The organism is Arthrobacter sp. ZGTC212 (genome assembly GCF_002929255.1).
Lineage (GTDB): Bacteria > Actinomycetota > Actinomycetes > Actinomycetales > Micrococcaceae > Arthrobacter_B > Arthrobacter_B sunyaminii.
Genome location: NZ_PJIJ01000066.1, coordinates 1 through 558 on the forward strand (window position 1 = coordinate 1; position 558 = coordinate 558).

General features: G+C 65.1%; 1 protein-coding gene and 1 pseudogene. Both read right to left on the reverse strand.

Translation table 11 applies throughout. The annotated features are described in order from the left end of the window. Positions 1-355 (reverse strand): glycine betaine ABC transporter substrate-binding protein (locus CXQ89_RS17890; protein ID WP_308471696.1); only part of this gene is annotated, 355 nt, incomplete at its 3' end. Then, a pseudogene (locus CXQ89_RS18690) lies at positions 352-558 on the reverse strand (ABC transporter permease); the annotation flags it as partial. The gene CXQ89_RS17890 and the pseudogene CXQ89_RS18690, both read right to left, overlap by 4 nt.

Consider the following 558-nt stretch of genomic DNA (forward strand, 5'->3'; position numbering starts at 1 on the left):
TGTCAACATGCAGCAGCAGGTTGCCGGTGTAGTCCGGGATCACGTCCACAGAACCGTCCTGGACGGCCTTGAAGTAAACCTCGCGGGAGCCAATGTTCGGCTTGGTGGTGGCGGTGACTCCGGCTGCGGTCAGTGCCCCTGCATACAGCTCGGCGATGATCTGGCTCTCGGGGAAGTCCGCGGAGCCGATCACCAGGGAGGTGGCTCCCCCGGACGCCGTGCCGCTGGTTGCCGGGGCGTTGCTCAGCGGATCGGACGATCCACCGCAGGCGGACAGCGCCATGGCCAGGCCAATTCCGGCGGCCACCCCGCCGAATGCCCGCCTGCCAAGGCCTAGTGGTCGGCTTTCTTTCATGACTTACCTCCTTGTGCCACAGTCTCCGCGACAACGGGGTCTGTGAGATCGACCGCAGCCTGCTGGCTGCGGTGGGACTGCTTCGAGGCCCTTGGTGTCAGGAACAGCCTCTGGAATAGGGCAAGGACAAGATCGACGCCGATGGCCAGCGCGGCGATCAGCAGCGATCCTCCGAGCATCTGCGGGAAGTCGCTGAGGACGAG